The organism is Oerskovia sp. NPDC060338 (assembly GCF_042726295.1).
Taxonomy (GTDB): Bacteria; Actinomycetota; Actinomycetes; order Actinomycetales; family Cellulomonadaceae; genus Oerskovia; species Oerskovia merdavium.
The window spans coordinates 195,461-211,195 of the sequence record NZ_JBHXCQ010000008.1 but is presented as its reverse complement, the minus strand read 5'-3'; the positions used below and the strand labels follow the sequence as shown (position 1 = coordinate 211,195).

The following is a 15,735-nucleotide window of genomic DNA, read 5'->3' as shown; positions in this document are numbered from 1 at the left end:
TCGAGGTCACCACGCAGGCATCGGCCAACGAGGTCGAGGTCCCCGCCGACGTCTACGACACCGCCACCGTCACCGGCGACGTCCCCGAGGGCGCGACCATCGAGTTCGACCTGCACAAGGTCGCCGGACAGACCCCGCAGATCGAGCAGGACGAGATCGTCTTCGACGACACCGCCCGCCCCATCACGCAGGCTGGCACCTTCGACTCGAACGAGTTCGAGCTCACCGAGGCCGGGACCTACGTCTGGCACGCGATCGTCCGCGACCAGGACGGCAACGTCGTGGCCGAGGACGAGTACGGCTCCGCTTCCGAGACCGTCGTCGCCACCGAGGCACCCATCGTCCTGATCCCGGTCGAGGTCACCACGCAGGCATCGGCCAACGAGGTCGAGGTCCCCGCCGACGTCTACGACACCGCCACCGTCACCGGCGACGTCCCCGAGGGCGCGTTCGTGGTCTTCACGCTGCACAAGCAGGGTGAGGGCGAGACCGTCTGCACGGCCGACAACGCGATCTTCGAGTCGGACGAGGTCGTGCTCGACGGGGCCGGGGACTACGTCTCGCAGTCCACGACGATCACCGAGGCCGGGACGTACGTCTGGTTCGCGACGGTGCACGACGCTGACGGCAAGATCGTGGCCGTCGACGAGTGCGGCGCGGCGTCCGAGACGGTCGTCGCGACCGACGCACCTGTCGTGCCGGAGGTGCCGGAGGTCCCTGAGGTTCCCGAGGTGCCCGAGGTGCCGGAGCAGCCTGAGGTGCCCGTCGTCCCTGAGGTTCCGGAGGTCGACCAGCCCGAGATCGAGCAGCCGAAGATCGAGACGCCGATCGTGGAGGGCGACAAGCCTGTCGCCCAGCCCACCGCTCCTGCCGGTGTCGTGGACCTCGCGCACACCGGTGCGAACGCTGGCCTGATCGCTGGGCTCGCCCTCCTGGTCGTGGCGCTCGGCGCCACCCTGGTCGCCGGTGCCCGGCGTCGGGCCGGCCGACTCCAGCAGTGATCGCGGCTGCTACCTGACCAGGCCCTGACCGGGTCTGGTCGCGCGAAGCCGGGGGCGTCCTTCACGGGGAGCCCCCGGCTTCGTCGTTGCGTCCACCGCCCGCTCACAGGTTCACCCGCTCTCCGGCCGAGAGCTGCCAGGTTTTCTCCGCATAGGGGATGGGTAGGGACCTCGCGGCTTCCGCTCGTGCAACGGCACGAAGGTCGCGCCCCGGACCCAGGAAGAAGGAATCCATGTCTGAGAGGACCGCAAGGCCGCGTGGCGGCCCCGAGAAGCGCCGCCGCGGGACGAAGATCCTCGCCGGTGTGACGGCAAGCACCCTGCTCGGTACCGGCCTGATCGCGGGCCTGGTCCCCACGGCTGCTGCTGGCCCTGGTGGAGGCATCCACATCGACCTTCCCTACACGAGCAACCAGGCCGTCCTCGGTCAGGCCTGGGCTCCGGAGGGCACCCCCGCCGGCACGGCCGTCTACTGCATCCAGGTGACGGAGTACAACCAGCCTGGTGCCGGTGGCGCGGGCACGATCGATGCCACCGAGAGCGTCGAGAACCCGACGATGGCGTTCATCTACGCCAACTACTCGGGCTCCGCCGACCAGGTCACGCAGGCCGCGATCAGCTACCTCACGCACACGACGTTCGAGCGTGACGGGGCGTACTACGGCGGTGCCGCGAACGCCAAGGCGCAGATCGAGGCGAACACCCCGCAGAACATCAAGGACCGTGCGGCCGAGCTCGTGGACTCCGCGACCAAGTTCGGTGGCCCGTACACGATGACGGACGCCAGCACCTCGACGGACGACCGCCGCGTGGGCGCCGTCAACAACGTCGGCGTGCGCGGAGCGTCCGGCAACACCTACATCCCCGGCCTGGACCTGACGGTCACGATGACCGGCCCGGCCGTCTTCGACACCAACGGCAACGGCTTCCCCGACGCGGGCGAGACCAACGTCTGGACCGGCAAGAGCACCGACGGCCCGCAGTCCCTCCAGTGGGTCTCCACCGGCAACGGTGACGTCCGGTGGCAGCAGCGCTCCACGGGCTCGCTCCCCAAGACGGTGCTCCTGGCCGCGGCCGGCGCTGGACGTCAGGACGTGGCGTTCCTCGGTCCCCACGACCCGTTCTCCATCGTCAGCCCGGAGAAGACCTTCTCGGTCATCTACGACTTCACGCCGACCATCTCCAGCCTGGTCCCGAACAAGTTCACGCCCCGAGGCACCGCGCTCACGGACACCGTGACCGTCGGCGCACAGGCGCCGGACCCGTGGATCACCCACGACAGCGCGAAGACCGACCCGGTCGACGTCACCGTCGAGGGCACGCTCTACGGCCCGTTCACCGAGCCGCAGGAAGCCTCGGACGAGGTCCCTGCCGGGGCTCCCGTCGTTGCGACGCGCACCCTGACGTTCGACGGTGCTGGCACCCAGACCGTCGGCGAGGACATCAACGCCGACGACTCGGGCTACTACACCTGGGTCTGGACCTACACCCGCGCGAACCAGACGACTGCCGACCAGCAGTTCCTGCGTCCCGGCAACCAGCCGGGCGGCGCGGACTTCATCACCGACGGGTTCTTCACCGAGGGTGAGGTCATCGTGGGCCAGATGGAGGTCGAGCTCGCATCCGAGCGCGACAACCAGTTCGTCCTGCCGGACGTCGCCACGGGAACCCCGATGCTCGCCGCTGCGGCTGACCCCGCTGCCGAGATCGACCCGTGGGGTGGCCTCGGCGACTCCTTGACCGTCACGCTCCCCGAGGGCCAGGTCTGGCTGAAGAACGAGCTCGGCGACCCCGTCGAGTTCCACGCGGACGGCACCCTGTACGGTCCGTTCGACGTCCCGACCGCTCCCGGTGAGACCCCCGCCGGCGCACCCGTCGTCGCGACGGAGCGCCTGTCGTTCACCGAGCCCGGCACCAAGCACACCCAGGCCGAGCACCAGGCATTCGCCGAGGGCTTCTACACCTGGGTCTGGACGATCGACAAGGACGCTCAGGACCCCGAGGACAAGGACTTCCTCAAGGAGTCCGTCTCGGACATGTTCATGACCGAGCTGGAGACCACCTCAGCCCTGCACACCCTGGAGCACTCCTCGCTCTCGCGTGAGTACAACGTCCACATCGGTGGGCGCGCCTTCGACACCGTCGACATCGACGGCTTCCCCGCAACCCACACCGAGTTCGAGGGTGAGGGCGGCTGGATCGCCGACGTCGACACCGCCACGGTGAAGGTCTACGGTCCGTTCGCGGACGAGTCGGTCTTCGACTCGGCTGAGGTGCCTGCCGGCGCCCCGGTCCTGACCGAGCAGGTCATCGACGCCGTCGACGGCACGTTCCGCATCGGGTGGGGCGAGGGCAACGAGGTCATCCCGACCGAGCCTGGCTACTACGTCTTCGTCTACGAGTTCGAGGGAGACGCCCGCGTGCAGGCGTTCAGCTCGCCGTTCAACGACGAGATGGAGCGCTTCTTCGTCCCGGGTACGCCCGTGACGCCGGAGGTCCCCAAGACTCCTGAAGAGGTCAAGGTCGTCACGCAGGCCACCCCCGAGGTCAAGGTCGGCGAGAACTTCGAGGACACCGCCAAGGTCACCGGCGACGTCCCCGAGGGTGCCGAGCTCGTCTTCCGCGCCTACGGCCCCCAGGAGTCGGGCGCGACCCCGGTCTGCACCGGCGAGCCGGTCTTCACCTCCGCGGAGATCCCGGTCACCGGTGAGGGCGACTACAAGTCGGGCACGACCAAGGTCGACTCGGTCGGCAAGGTCTACTGGGTCGAGACCCTGTACGACGAGTCCGGTGAGGTCCTGCACGAGGGCGAGTGCGGTCTGCCGAACGAGACGACGAACGTCGTCGACGGCGGCGGCAACCAGGCCGCGAACACGACCGGCGCGAAGGACCTGGCCGAGACCGGTACCCAGGCGGGTATCGTCGCGGCCCTGGCCCTGGCGCTGACCGCTGGCGGCATCGCACTGGCCGTCGCGTCCAAGCGTCGCCGCGCGACGGCTGCTGCTGGCAGCGACCTGGAGGCGTGAGCCTCATCAGGTAGGTGCCCGCAGGACTGGGGCGCCTGACCAAGAACCGGGGTGCTGGGCCGAGATGGCCTGGCACCCCGGTTCTTTGCGTACCCGGGCGCGCGTTCAGCGCATAGGTGAGTGCATGAGCCCGAAGGCACGAGAGTTCACCATGCCCGCTGACGCGGCGGTCGACCTGAGCACGCCACAAGCAGCTCAGGCCGAGACCGTCCCTGCCCCCACCACCCGGGCAGAGGCCAAGGCACGTCAGGCCCAGGCGCAGACCGCGGACCGGCGCCGCCCGCAGGTGCGCAGGTCGGCGTCGGGGCGCAGTCCGTCCCACCGTGCCCGCCGCTCGATCCCTGCGCGCCGCGGTGCGGCGTTCGGGGTGAGCCTGGTCATGGTCACCACGTTGATCGGCGGCGGCTCCGTGGCCGCGTTGGCCGGGTGCGAGGACTCCCTGAACCCCACGCCGCTCGCGGCGACCCTGGTGCTCGGGGAGGATGCCGCCCAGGGGCAGGCTGACCGCGACGAGCAGGTCTGGCTCGATGAGCAGGACCGGGTCGTGGACGCTGCGCAGTCGGTGGCGGTGCGCGGGCAGGTCCTGCGGACCGAGCAGGAGGTGCGCTCAGACCTGGCGGCACGTGTCGCCGCCGTCGAGTCCTCCGTCATGCAGGCCTCCGCCGCCGCAGACACCCCCGTCCCGCTGGCCCCAGCCTCCCAGGCAGCGATCGTGGACGCCGTAGAGGTCGTGACCCCCGTGCAGGTGATCCCGGCCGACCCTGGGCCCCTGCACGACCAGGAACGCCTGGTGCAGGTCGCCGAGCAGGTCGTGGTCGCCTCGGTGGCCGTGGACGAGCTGCCGATCGAGGACGCGACCGCCGTCGTCGCCTCCATCGAGCTCGCCGAGACCGAACGGCTGGGCGCCGAGGTCGAGCTGCAACGCCTGGCCGAGGAGGAAGCGGCCCGGGTCGAGGCGGCACGCGTCGAAGCCGAACGGCTCCAGGCCCAGCGCGAGGCCGAGGCCAAGGCCAGGAAGGGCGCGTCCGCCACCACGTCGGCCACGACCGCCCTCCCCACCATCTCGGGCGCCAACGGTCGCCTGAGCCCGAGCCAGCTGTGCCCGATCAGCTGGGCGCCGAGCTCGCAGATGGCCTGCGCCGCCAGCCAGAGCCTGGACTCGCTCAACGCAGCGTTCGTCGGCGCGTTCGGGCGCAACCTGACGATCTCCGGCGGGTACCGCTCCTTCTCCGAGCAGGTCTCGACCAAGGCCAGCCGCGGCAAGTGGGCGGCGACCCCCGGCACCTCGAACCACGGCTGGGGCCTGGCCGTGGATCTCGGCGGCGGCATCAACTCCTTCTCGTCCCCCGAGTACCGGTGGATGAAGGCGAACGCCGCCCGGTTCGGGTTCGTCCACCCGGCGTGGGCCGAGCCCGGCGGGTCCCTGCCCGAGCCGTGGCACTGGGAGTTCGTGGGCTGAGGTCGCCCGTTCGCCCTGGGACTTACCTGGAGCAGCGCCCCACTCTGAGGTCATGACGACCACGGCGAGCGCACCGATCGAGACCTTCACCGCACACTGGTGCCCGCAGGACGAGAAGATCGTCGAGCCGGTCGTCGTGTACGAGTGCTCGCGCTGCGGTGAGCGGTCCGACGAGCGCCGCTGCCCGACCGACAACATCTTCGCCGCTCGCGTCGAGTCCCCCGGCTGCCCCGAGTGCTTCGACGACGTCGAGGAGATCGAGGCCGTCACCGATCACGACGGGGAGACCGTCCGCGTCGAGGACTACGACCCGCAGGGCGCCTCCCTCGTCGAGCGCGACGCTGAGGCTCGCGCCCAGGCGTCCGCCGCCCAGGCTGAGCGGGTCGCTGAGAAGACCCGCGAGCTGGACGGGCGCGCGGTGACCAAGGCGTGGAGCGAGGTCCGCCCCGGCGACCAGATCCTCGTCCCGTCCAACATCGGCTCCCTGCCGCCCGACGAACTGGGCGTCTACGCGGTCGAGGTCGCAGGTCCCGGCGCTCTGGGCGTCGAACCCGGGTCCGTGATCGCGTTGCTCGACCGGTACGGGCTGCGCGTCGAGGTGCACGCACCCGACGACCAGGCGCGCGTCATGATCGAGCCGATGGACCCCCAGAACCCCGAGCTGTCCCCCGTCTCCGAGCGCATCACCGTCGGCCCCGCCGTGGTGCACGGCTCCTCCGGGCACCGGCACATCATGCTGCGCCTGGGCAAGGGTGAGCGCACGACGTACGGCCGCGCCCCGGTCGCCGTCCTGTACGGCTCGTCCTCCCCCACCTCCAACGGGATGGGGAACCTGGGCGCCTTCATCGACCCCCGCGAGGCTCGCGCCTACGCGGACGCTGCCCGCGTCGCGGCCGAGCACCTGGCCCTCGACGGCGGTCGCCGCGACTACGACGACGACGTCAGCACGGAGGTCTCCGACGAGGCGTACATGACCGCCAACCTCTCGCGCTGGGTGCGGTTCGCCCTCGGGACCGACATGGACCAGAACACCACCCAGATCATCCTGGAGCAGGAGAAGGGGCGCGGCTCGTACTCGGCCTGCATCAAGGACAAGGCGGCGATGCTCGCGCTCGTCGACCTGGCCGAGCAAGCCGCAACCTGGCTCGAAGAGCAGGTCGGGGTCCGAGCCTGATGCGCTGCGCCGAGTGCAAGAAGCGGACCGAGCACCTGGTCCGCGTGGCCAAGTTCGGCGGCGGAAGCTACAAACGTCCCGGCCGCTGGTACGACCGGAGCATCTGCGAGGACTGCCTCGACGACGGGCTCCGGTTCGCCGACACCGAGATCGAGCGCATCGGGCGCGAGCCGAACCGCTTCGCCGGCATGAGCGTGTCGAGCCTGCGCAGGGCCAAGGCGACGCTCCTGGCCCGCCAGAGGCCCAACGAGCCGACCGACGGAGCCTCGCGGGCTCCCTGACGCTCTCGGGCGCCTGCGCGCATAGGTGCAGGCATGGCCCGAACCACGCGCAAGCGAGCGACCCTGCGGTCCGTCCCGTCGATGTACGACCCGGACGTCGACTCGGCGCTGACGCACACCGCGGACCTGTTCGGGATCTGCCCCACCTGCTCGGCACGTGCCGGGAGCACCGTGCACTGGCCGTGCCCCAAGTCGCTGACCCTCGCCGGGCACGAGCCCGCCCCCGAGCCGCCGACCGCCGCCTGACCCTTGTGCGAGCGCCCGGTCGTCCGGGGCCGCACTGAACCCGTCGGGGACTTTCCTCGCGACCCGCCCCACGAGCCGGGCGCAACGACCTCGGGCTGGCCGAGGTCGGCCGTGACGGAAGGCTCCGATCGTGACCACTACCTCAGTCATCGACCCCCGCGAAGTGCTGACCCTGATCCCGTACCAGCTCGGGTTCGCCCCCGACCACTCGATGGTCGTGATGTCGCTGACCAGCGACGAGAGCGGTCGCACGAGCTCGGGCACGATCCGCCGCATCGACCTGCCCCCGACCGTGGACCTGGTGTCCCTGGCGGGCTGGGCCGCGACCGAGACCGAGCAGGCTGACGGAGTCCTGGCCGTGATCTACCTCGACGACACCGCTCGGGCGGAGCAGGCTGCCCAGATGCTGCGCCTGCGCCTGGACAACCTGCGGGCCGTGCTCGTGGTCACCGCCGACGGCTGGTTCGACGCCGAGGCCGACGTCTCGGACATCAAGCCTCTGCCGCAGGACGCCACCACCCGCATCGGTGCGGCCATGATCCTGCGCGAGGAGTTCTACGCCCCGACTCGCGAGACGATGATGGGCCAGCCCGAGATCGACTGACCCAGCCCGCGGGCGCCGCCTCTGCTGCGACCGCCCACGACGCCAGCCACCACGACGCGGATCACCGCCGGGCTTCACGCACCGGTCGTGGTCCGCGTCGTCTCGCGTTGCGCCACCGCCAGGGCCCGCGCGGCCCCGCGCAGTTCCTCGCGCCACGCCTGGGCCAGGTCGTCGTTCATCGCCGAGTAGTCGTACCCGCCGTAGTCGCCTTCCCCGGGCCGGTCGCCGGCGTTGACCCCGAAGTAGTCCTCGATCTCGACCAGGGAGTTCGCGACGGCCTCCTCCTGGCTGGCCAGGTCCGGGTCGTCCTCGAAGCGCCGCGCGAGCTCGTAGGCCTGCTCGACCTTGCCCCAGTGCTCGCCGAACGCCTGCTCCTCGACGTCGGGCGCCAGCGCGCGCACCTGCTCGCGGGCCTGGGCCTTCCACTCCTGACCGGGTGCGGCGAGCTCGACGGCCTCCACGAGGTCCTCGATGTCACGTCCGGCGCGGTCCTCGGGCGAGAGCTCGAACGTCGCGTACCGCCCCACGTTCGACCCGCCGAGGGAGTTCAGTCCCCCGGGCGCCTCGTCGACGGGCTTGGTCGCGAACTTGCCGTCGCTGGTGCGCGGGTGGTCGGCCTCGGTGTAGTCCATACCCGTGTGTTGACGGGGACCGCCCGGTGGGGCGCTGACCTGGCCGGTTGCCCGGTGCGCGCGGGCCATCGCGTTTTCGGACCTGGTGTCAGGGGGGCAGCAGCAAGGCTCCGACAATGTAGGTTATGCGACCCAGAATCCGGGCAGCCCCATCTCGTGCCGGTCGGGCGATCTCGGGGGCCGCGGAGCCCACGGGTCCGCTACGTTGAGCGCCATGGACGACGAACCGGCCCTGCGACTGTCCCCTGCCTGCCGTCACGACGTACCGGAGATCGCGGCGCTCGCTCGCGACCGGCTTCCGGAGATGACCCACCTGCACGATCCGGCGTGGCACCTCACCTCCCAACGCTTCGGCCAGGGCAACTTCCCTCGCGACCAGCTCTTCCTGGTCTTGCACGCGGTGCTCGACGACGGCCGCGAGGAGCTGGTCGGGTTCGTGTGGGTCGACCCGGCGATGGCGACGGACCACGGCGTCGAGGAGCCGTGGTGGTGCATCAACGCGCTGGCCGTCGCCGAGCCCTACGCACACCAGGGGCTCGGGGCGAGCTTGGTGGCGTCCGTCGAGAAGCGGGCCCGCGACGTGGGGGTCGTCTCGCTGTACGGCCAGTCCTACGAGGCCTCCGCCGACTTCTGGCGCAAGTGCGGCTACTCCCTGACTGGCCTCGGCGGGGTGATCGCCTCCCAGGGGCCGGTGCCGGTGCCCGGCCGGGAGCCCAACGTGGTCGCCCTGAACGCCGAGCCGCACCTGCACTACTTCGTGAAGCAGGTCCCCGAGTCGCAGGGAGTGCGCCTGATGCGCGCGCAGTACGAGTCGTAGCCGCCGGGCACCTTGTCCCGGTTCGCTCCGAAACGGCGCGTCGAGCCTGGTGTCGGCCGCCGAGGCGCGATTCATGCCGGGTGGGAGGCGGTGGCTAGATTCGAGGTGTGGACCCCCAGGACGGCGCACTGATCGCCCACCCCAGCGCGCACCGGCCGGTCGAGACGATGGCCGTGAGCCCCGAGGCGATCGTCTACGCCCAGGGGGCCTTGGCGCCGAGCACGTGGGCCGCGTACACCGCGGACTGGGCGCGCTTCACCCGCTGGTGCCAGGACCAGGGCGTGGACCCGCTGCCGGTCGGTCCGGCCGTGCTGGTGGAGTACATCGCCTCGCACGCCAAGCTCGTCGACGTCGACGGGCGCCCGACGTACTCCCCCGCCACGATCAGCCGCTGGATCTCCTCGATCAACGCCGTGCACGCTCGCGAGGGCATGGCTGCCCCCGGTGCCCACCCGCAGGTGAAGGTCGTCCTGGCCGGGGTCCGGCGTCTGTCGGGTGCGGCCCGCCCGACCCGGCGCGTGGCACCCCTGATGCGTGACGACCTGGCCCACGTGCTCCAGGTGGCGCGCGAGGGCACCTACCCGGGCGGGGTCCACGCCGCCCGCGACGCGTGCCTGCTGCTCTTCGGCTTCGTCGGGGCGTTCCGACGCGAGGAGCTGTCCCGGCTGCGGGTTGCTGACGTCACGCGCCACCGCGACGACGGGCTGCACGTCAAGGTCCGCCGGTCCAAGACGGACCAGGAGAGCCGCGGTGCGGTCAAGGCGCTGCCGTACGGCCAGCGGCCCATCACGTGCGCTCCGTGCGCGTTCGCCCGCTGGGTTCACGTGCTCGGCGCCGGGCAGGACCGCGCGCAAGTCATGGCCGCGGTGTTCGAGGTCGCGGGCGAGGCGGGGCATGTGTGCCGCGCACCGGAGTTCGAGGCGCACTCGCTCGACGGCGACCGGCCCCTGTTCCCCGTCGTGCACCGGTCGGGCCGGGTGCAGCCGGACGCCATGGGCGGGCACGGCGTGAACCTGGTGGTCAAGCGTCGGACCATGGCCGCGGGGCTGGACGCCTCCCGGTTCGGGGGCCACTCGATGCGGGCGGGCTTCGTGACGCAGGCGGTCCGTGCAGGCGCGTCCTCGCTGGAGGTCATGCGCCAGACCCAGCACACGAACCCGGCGACCGTCGCGGTGTACTCACGCGACAACGACCCCCTGGCCGGCAACGCCGTGACCAGGCTCGGGCTGTGACTCGGGCCGACCCCGGAGCTTGGGCGCTGTTCGTGGACTGGTGCACCGCGACCGGGCGCCGTCCGCTCCCGGCCCGGCCCGCGGACATCTCGGCCTTCCTCACCCAGGTCCCCTCCGCGCCGAGCACGACGCTGGGCCGGGTGCGCGCGATCCGCGCGGAGCACGAGCGTGCCGGGCTGGTCCCACCACTACCTGCGACCCACGACGTCCCGCTGCCGGGCCCCTCGCGGGCGGGGTCCGGGTGGCTGGACCCGGCCGAGGCCATCGCGCGCTGCTCACCCGGTTCGATCCGGGACCGCCGTGATGCGGTGATCGTGATGGCGCACCAGATGCTCGGGCTGACCGCCCGCCAGGTCGCCTCGGCGCGCACGACCTCGGTTGCGTGGGAGGTGGCCGGGGTGCTCCTGACGTCCGGGCAGGACGTGTGCCCCCGGTGCGTGCTCGCGCGCTGGCTGGTCGTCCACCGCGAGCTCGTCCCGCACGGTTCGCGGGGTGGGGCGCAGCACGTGGTGCGTCACGCCGGCGAGGGGCACGTGTGCCAGGGACCGGTGCCCGCCGTCGAGCCGGGCGCCCCGCTCCTGGTCGCCCTGGACCGTCACGGACTGCCGGGCCAGGTCCCGATCTCGGCTCGCACGGTGGCCCGCGTGTGCGCCGCCCGGATGTCCTTGGACGCACTGGCCGCGCGCACCCGGCCCCTGGTCCCGTTCGACCGCGAGCAGGTGGGGCGCGAGCTCGACGAGCTGCTCGCCAGGCTTGACGAGGCGGTCGCGCTCATGGAGGTTCTGTCCAGCACTCCCGAAACGCGCTGAAGGCTTGGCGCGACGCATGTCGATGTGGGCGACGATGTGGGTAGCGATGTGGGTACAGAGTTGAGTCTGGATGTATCCACGTGCACGATTGCGAGATGAGACCTCCCAGAAGCGGCGGAAAATCGCCGATTCTCGGCCGAGAACGACCGTGTGCGTACCCAATCGGGTGGGAGTTCGAATCCCACCCGGGGCACCTCTACGTCAGGCACCTGACCTGCGGAAACACTCCGTTTGCCCCCTCTCAGAGGGGCCAAATGTGACAACCGATGTGACTACCGTTTCAAGTAGCCATCCAGATGCACCCCGAAACGGCCAGGTGCTGTACGACACATCGCCGCACAGGCGGTGGGCATGAGCACACAGAGCCAGGCACCTGAGACCGCCACCGAGTCCCGCGCCACCCCCCCGACGGGCTGCGCGCGAGCCCGGCGAGCCCGTTTCCCAGGACGGTAGCGTGCTCTCGAACAACCGTGACCTACCGGGCAGTGACGTTCGAGCAGGGTGAGTGAGGAATCAGGTGGCAGCAGGGACGCTGGTCGACGGGCATCAGGTCCGCGTGGACTTCTCACGATTCGAGCTGTCGGAACCTGGCACGTTCGACGGGTCGGAGTACCGCCATCATGTCGGGGGCCTGGCGCTGTGTGCGCCCACTGGCGTGGCGATCTTGACCGGCATCAACTGCGGGGTCGTCACCGTTGACGTGGAGGCTCACGACTGCGTCCCGGACGCCCCTGAGCCGCACTGGGAGGACTGCGTCGAGGTCAGCCTGGAAGCCGCCGACCTGACGCTCTCGGGCCCCATGGACGAGAACACTGTGGACCTGCCATCCCTCGTCGGCCCGTCACGGCTACGGATCCTTGCCCGCGGCCGGGGGCACAACCGCGATGGCGTCGACGTCGAACCGCACGAGCAGTACCTCGTGCAGCTGTGGCCGGCGCAGATCCGCGCTGCGACGACGATCCGCACGACCAGCTCGGCAGCGACCAGCTGGGACCTGTCCTTGCGGCGCCAGACCCCGAGGGCTCACCCGGGCGTCGAGGTTTCCTTCCCGTCCCGATCGATCACCGACGACAGCGAGATCGCGCGCAACCTCAGGCAGCAGATCGAACGCCACGCGCGCTGATCGGCGCCACCATGGTGCGTCGACCGGCCAGGCGCGGTCTCAGTTTCCGTTCGTGAAGCGCGGGCCCTCCACGCTGGCGGGCTCCGACGCGCCCCGCTCGAACCAGTCCAGCGCGAGCGCGACGACTGCGTCTGGCGCATCGTCCGTGACGAAGTGGGCTGCGTCATCGATGAAGGCGAGCTCGAACCTGTCGGCGCGCCGTTCGTGGTCCCGGCAGATGCGCCGGACGGTCGGCTCGGCGAACGGTCCGTCTCGACGGCCGAAGGCGGTCAGGGTCGGCGGCTGCAGCCGCATCCGCTTGTACACGCCACGCACGAGGCGCATCGACACCGGGATGACCATGCCGCGGTACAGCGCCGTGACCGCTCGCTCGACCTCACGTCGCTCGTGCGCGCGCAGGTACGCCTCGATCGCGTCCTCCGTCAACGGCCGGGCCACGTACCGCGGGCTGAAGAGGTAGCGCAGCGACCGGCCCGTGCGATGCATCAGCAGCGCGGGCATGTGCGCGAACGCTGGCACCACCTTCGGGGTGAACTCCATGAACCCCGGAGGGACGGCGAGCTGCAGCATCGTGCGCACCCGCTCCGGGCTGCGGTAGGAGAGCTGCATGCCCGAGATGGCACCCATGTCGTGGCAGACGAAGTGCGCCCGGGCGACCCCGAGAGCATCGAGCACGGCGACGACGTCGTCGAGCTGCGACTCCGGCCCGAAGCGCGGATCCGCCGCTTCGGTCCAGCCCGACCCCCGCAGATCCGGGCAGATCACCCGGTAGCCGTGCGCAGCGATCGTCGGCGCGATGAGGCGCCACTGCCACCAGTGCTCCGGAAAGCCGTGCAGCATCACGACCGCGTCACCGGCACCGATCGAGGCGACGTGCGTGCGCAGGCCCGTCGTCTGGACCATCGCGTGCTCGAACCCTGCCGCCTCAGGAAGCGGTGGAGACCAGATGTCCTCGGCCGTCGTGTCCTGAGTACCCGGCGTGTCCATGAGGAGCCTCCTCCACCACCTCGACCCACTATGGTCGTAGTTCCATTGTGGATCGTCGGCCACTAGATTCATAGTCCTCTAGGCTGGGAATCATGAACGAGACGCGGCGACGGGCCCTTGATGCCGCGGTGCGGCTCGTCGGCACCGACGGCGTACGAGCCCTGACGCACGGCCGAGTCGATGCGGCAGCCGGGCTCCCGCCGGGGTCGACGTCGAATCACTTCCGCACCCGCGCCGCCCTGGTCGCCGGAGTCATCGAGTGGATCGCGGAGAGCGAGCGCCAGGACGGCGGCGCCCCCGAAGAGATCCGGACGGCAGAGGATCTCTCTCGGATGCTCGTTCGGCTGATCGAGGTGCAGTCCGGACCACTGGCGGCGCGCACCCGCGCCCGATACGCACTGTTCCTCGACGCGCTCGACGAGGACGCCATCACCCCTCTGCTGCACCAGCGCGCAGTCTTCGAGGACTGGGTACGCCAGCTCCTGGTGAGGATCGGCGGGCCAAGGGCCGAGGCCGGAACCCTGCTCCTGATGGCGTCCTGCGACGGCCTGCTCCTTCACCGGATCACCGTCGATCCCGACGCGCCCATCACCTCGTCCGTCACCGCTGCGGTAGAGACGGCGCTGCGACCGGTAGGCCACTGACCGACTACTGACGGGACCCTGCGGGCGGCCAGAACCGATCGGTGCCGGCACGACCGCGGCGCCCGTCGGCTCTACTGCATCCAGGCATGCGCGCGACCGAGGAAGGACGGGACTTCACCGCGACCGCTTGGCACAGTATTTCCACGGCGGGCCGTGTCCCCCGCCTGCCCGTCGCCCAGACGTCGCCGTCGGCGCGTTCCCGACGCTGGGCAGCGCAGCTCGCCCCGTCGTCTCGAACGAACCGGACGAGCGCGACGGCGGGCCTCCCCCGGCAGCGGCCGGCTCAGTCGAAGACCGGGGCCAGGACCGCGACGAGCCACCACCCGACGAGCACGACGAGCGGCCCACCGGCCACGGTCAGGACGACCATTCGACGACGACTTCTCGGGGCCAGGCCGATGCTCGCCACCACCAGAGCGACGACGGCCCAGCTCGCAAGGATCCAGCTGTGCACCAGGAGGATCAGGCACCCGGTGGCGAGAACGAGCGATGCTGCCACGGCCGCCAGGAGGCTGCCGTCGTCCGGCTCGTCCGCCGGCGGAACGGGATGCGGCAAGCTCATGGTGCTCCTCGTGGTGCGGTCGACGAGAACGCGTCGAACCATGGCGTGAGTCTCCCACGGGGCGCCACGCCGGTCGAGACCTGCGCCTGTACCGCACGTGCGGTACGTGGCCGAACAGGATCGCGACCTCCGGCCGAGGTGCGCGACCGCCGGACGCGGCATCGTCGAAGGTGATCGGCACGAGGCGGTGCCGACCACCGAGCAGAGATCCCACCGAAGGAGCCGCCGCACCATGACCATCGCCCTCCGCCGCCGTCCGGCAGCGCCCCCGCCGCGTAGTCGAAGATGTAGAACGTCGAGCCGTCGGCGTTCGTGCTCACGGCGAACGCCTGGAACGACTGCTCCACGAGCGGTGTCATGGTGAAGATCCACTTGATCAGCGGCAAGAGCGCCAGCTGGAGCACGGTCATGCCGGTGCTCAGGAGCGAGAAGACGACGAACTGCGCGACGGCCGGACGCCTCTCCGAGAAGTCGTTCCACGACCTGAGCACGCGCGTCTCCCTGATGCCGTTCGGTCTGTCCACCTGCGTGTCTCCTTCGACTGTCCACGAGCTGTCGCGGGGACGAGGCCGCTCGCCCTCACCCTCGGTGCGGGCACGGCGTGGACGACGTCCCGGGTCGCGACCACCTCCGCGCGGGGCTGCGACGCCCGACGACGGTGGGTGGCGCCCGAGGGCGACTGGTAACGAACTCATCACAGCCCACGCTCGACGGGGCACCGAGCCGCTTTGCATAACCTGTCGGTTCTGGCGCACAAACTGTCGCCCCACGGAGCGGGTCGAGCAGAGCGGGGCGCACGGCCGCGCGACGACAGCACTGGTGGGGACGGCGGCAGGGTTCGCTGCCTGGACACGGGCCAGGCAGCCGCCGCGGGAGTTCGCGCTCAACCGACAGCGGCGTCTTCCGGGGACCCCCTGCTCCCCCGGAAGCGCCGCGCGGGCGCGCTCGGACGGGACGCACGACCCCCAAGGCCTCGACCGTCTCGAGCGACGACACCCGTACTCTACTGACGGCAAAGTGGCGCCGAGGTCGAAGTGCCGCCAGATGAGAGAGCTCTCATGTGAACTGCACCACATCGTCACGGACCGCGTCCCCGCTCCTCGTCCGCACCCCACGTGCGTCCCCCCAGCCCAGGACC

General features: G+C 70.8%; 15 protein-coding genes and 1 pseudogene. 12 read left to right on the top strand and 4 right to left on the bottom strand.

The features are described from left to right. The 7 genes and pseudogenes from ACFWGN_RS11865 to ACFWGN_RS11835 form a co-directional block, all read left to right on the top strand. Window positions 1–1,001: pseudogene (locus ACFWGN_RS11865) on the top strand (hypothetical protein); the annotation flags it as partial. A 233-nt stretch (window positions 1,002–1,234) separates the two neighbouring features. Further along, entirely contained in the window at window positions 1,235–4,027 is a 2,793-nt protein-coding gene (locus tag ACFWGN_RS11860; protein ID WP_377616995.1) for a hypothetical protein, read from the top strand. A 124-nt stretch (window positions 4,028–4,151) separates the two neighbouring features. Beyond that, complete coding sequence (locus tag ACFWGN_RS11855) at window positions 4,152–5,486, top strand: M15 family metallopeptidase (protein WP_377616994.1); 1,335 nt, start codon at window positions 4,152–4,154, stop codon at window positions 5,484–5,486. A gap of 52 nt (window positions 5,487–5,538) precedes the next feature. Next, window positions 5,539–6,660, top strand: coding sequence for a hypothetical protein (locus ACFWGN_RS11850; protein WP_377616993.1), 1,122 nt, complete (start codon window positions 5,539–5,541; stop codon window positions 6,658–6,660). Continuing rightward, on the top strand, window positions 6,660–6,941 hold the full coding sequence (locus ACFWGN_RS11845) for a hypothetical protein (RefSeq protein WP_377616992.1): 282 nt from the start codon (window positions 6,660–6,662) through the stop codon (window positions 6,939–6,941). Before ACFWGN_RS11850 ends, ACFWGN_RS11845 begins: the two co-directional genes overlap by 1 nt. A 33-nt stretch (window positions 6,942–6,974) precedes the next feature. Next, a complete protein-coding gene (locus ACFWGN_RS11840; RefSeq protein ID WP_377616991.1) occupies window positions 6,975–7,187 on the top strand; it encodes a hypothetical protein in 213 nt (70 codons plus the stop codon). Window positions 7,188–7,317: 130 nt separating this feature from the next. Next, entirely contained in the window at window positions 7,318–7,791 is a 474-nt protein-coding gene (locus ACFWGN_RS11835) for a DUF4192 family protein (protein ID WP_377616990.1), read from the top strand. Window positions 7,792–7,865: 74 nt separating this feature from the next. Here the strand turns inward: ACFWGN_RS11835 and ACFWGN_RS11830 are convergent, their stop codons facing one another. Next, entirely contained in the window at window positions 7,866–8,423 is a 558-nt protein-coding gene (locus ACFWGN_RS11830; protein ID WP_068626637.1) for a hypothetical protein, read from the bottom strand. A 214-nt stretch (window positions 8,424–8,637) separates the two neighbouring features. Between ACFWGN_RS11830 and ACFWGN_RS11825 the strand changes: the two genes are divergently transcribed. From ACFWGN_RS11825 to ACFWGN_RS11810, 4 genes are all read left to right on the top strand, one after another. Beyond that, on the top strand, window positions 8,638–9,240 hold the full coding sequence (locus ACFWGN_RS11825) for a GNAT family N-acetyltransferase (protein WP_377616989.1): 603 nt from the start codon (window positions 8,638–8,640) through the stop codon (window positions 9,238–9,240). A 107-nt stretch (window positions 9,241–9,347) separates the two neighbouring features. Then, on the top strand, window positions 9,348–10,472 hold the full coding sequence (locus ACFWGN_RS11820) for a site-specific integrase (RefSeq protein WP_377616988.1): 1,125 nt from the start codon (window positions 9,348–9,350) through the stop codon (window positions 10,470–10,472). Then, complete coding sequence (locus ACFWGN_RS11815) at window positions 10,469–11,281, top strand: hypothetical protein (RefSeq protein WP_377616987.1); 813 nt, start codon at window positions 10,469–10,471, stop codon at window positions 11,279–11,281. Before ACFWGN_RS11820 ends, ACFWGN_RS11815 begins: the two co-directional genes overlap by 4 nt. Before the next feature lie 517 nt (window positions 11,282–11,798). Next, the gene (locus ACFWGN_RS11810) at window positions 11,799–12,404 is read left to right on the top strand and encodes a hypothetical protein (RefSeq protein WP_377616986.1); all 606 of its coding nucleotides are present in this window, start codon (window positions 11,799–11,801) and stop codon (window positions 12,402–12,404) included. Between the two features lie 39 nt (window positions 12,405–12,443). On the opposite strand, the gene ACFWGN_RS11805 is transcribed toward ACFWGN_RS11810, so the two are convergent. Further along, window positions 12,444–13,307 carry an alpha/beta fold hydrolase gene (locus ACFWGN_RS11805; RefSeq protein WP_377616985.1) on the bottom strand — a complete coding sequence of 288 codons (864 nt, stop codon included), beginning with the start codon at window positions 13,305–13,307 and terminating at the stop codon, window positions 12,444–12,446. A gap of 176 nt (window positions 13,308–13,483) precedes the next feature. On the opposite strand from ACFWGN_RS11805, the gene ACFWGN_RS11800 reads away from it, so the two are divergent. Next, on the top strand, window positions 13,484–14,035 hold the full coding sequence (locus tag ACFWGN_RS11800) for a TetR/AcrR family transcriptional regulator (RefSeq protein ID WP_377616984.1): 552 nt from the start codon (window positions 13,484–13,486) through the stop codon (window positions 14,033–14,035). A 283-nt stretch (window positions 14,036–14,318) separates the two neighbouring features. Here ACFWGN_RS11800 and ACFWGN_RS11795 read toward each other — a convergent pair whose 3' ends face one another. Both ACFWGN_RS11795 and ACFWGN_RS11790 read right to left on the bottom strand, forming a co-directional pair. After that, the gene (locus tag ACFWGN_RS11795; protein ID WP_191805965.1) at window positions 14,319–14,597 is read right to left on the bottom strand and encodes a hypothetical protein; all 279 of its coding nucleotides are present in this window, start codon (window positions 14,595–14,597) and stop codon (window positions 14,319–14,321) included. Beyond that, on the bottom strand, window positions 14,594–15,121 hold the full coding sequence (locus tag ACFWGN_RS11790) for a hypothetical protein (protein ID WP_377616983.1): 528 nt from the start codon (window positions 15,119–15,121) through the stop codon (window positions 14,594–14,596). The genes ACFWGN_RS11795 and ACFWGN_RS11790 overlap by 4 nt, the downstream gene beginning before the upstream one ends. Between the last annotated feature and the right edge of the window lie 614 nt (window positions 15,122–15,735).

Coding starts and splice junctions, on each gene's coding strand:
- ACFWGN_RS11805 (WP_377616985.1), bottom strand. CDS start 13,307: ATGGTCCAGACGACGGGCCTGCGCACGCACGTCGCCTCGATCGGTGCC.
- ACFWGN_RS11855 (WP_377616994.1), top strand. CDS start 4,152: ATGAGCCCGAAGGCACGAGAGTTCACCATGCCCGCTGACGCGGCGGTC.
- ACFWGN_RS11840 (WP_377616991.1), top strand. CDS start 6,975: ATGGCCCGAACCACGCGCAAGCGAGCGACCCTGCGGTCCGTCCCGTCG.
- ACFWGN_RS11860 (WP_377616995.1), top strand. CDS start 1,235: ATGTCTGAGAGGACCGCAAGGCCGCGTGGCGGCCCCGAGAAGCGCCGC.
- ACFWGN_RS11845 (WP_377616992.1), top strand. CDS start 6,660: ATGCGCTGCGCCGAGTGCAAGAAGCGGACCGAGCACCTGGTCCGCGTG.
- ACFWGN_RS11825 (WP_377616989.1), top strand. CDS start 8,638: ATGGACGACGAACCGGCCCTGCGACTGTCCCCTGCCTGCCGTCACGAC.
- ACFWGN_RS11850 (WP_377616993.1), top strand. CDS start 5,539: ATGACGACCACGGCGAGCGCACCGATCGAGACCTTCACCGCACACTGG.
- ACFWGN_RS11830 (WP_068626637.1), bottom strand. CDS start 8,423: ATGGACTACACCGAGGCCGACCACCCGCGCACCAGCGACGGCAAGTTC.
- ACFWGN_RS11800 (WP_377616984.1), top strand. CDS start 13,484: ATGAACGAGACGCGGCGACGGGCCCTTGATGCCGCGGTGCGGCTCGTC.
- ACFWGN_RS11795 (WP_191805965.1), bottom strand. CDS start 14,597: ATGAGCTTGCCGCATCCCGTTCCGCCGGCGGACGAGCCGGACGACGGC.